General features: G+C 70.3%; 1 pseudogene. It reads right to left on the bottom strand.

Annotation, left to right across the window (positions count from 1 at the left end):
- Positions 1 to 184, bottom strand: a pseudogene (locus tag H0524_RS13715) (pyridine nucleotide-disulfide oxidoreductase); the annotation flags it as partial.
- Positions 185 to 263 lie beyond the last annotated feature (79 nt).

Genomic DNA, 263 nt, shown 5'->3' with positions numbered 1-263 from the left:
TCTCCTTGGCCCTGGCGCATCCGCCACCGACCAAGGTCCACAGCGGCTGGTAGCAGTGGGTTTCTGCGGGCTCGATGAGGCCGATATCGGGGACCTTCGCCCGGCGGAGCCGTGCGGCGACGTCGATGCCGGCGCTGCCGCCACCGACGATGAGGATGCGATGGTGAACGGCGGGTGCGGTCATGACGGTGCCTCCCTGTGGGTGAGGCCGTCGGCGGGGTGGCGCTCCCTCGGCGGCATGGGGTCGGTCAGGATGTTCAGCC

This window comes from Salinispora sp. H7-4, assembly GCF_013416675.1.
Lineage (GTDB): Bacteria > Actinomycetota > Actinomycetes > Mycobacteriales > Micromonosporaceae > Micromonospora > Micromonospora vitiensis.
The sequence above is the reverse complement of the archived record's forward strand: the minus strand, read 5'-3'. Positions and strand labels throughout refer to the sequence as shown.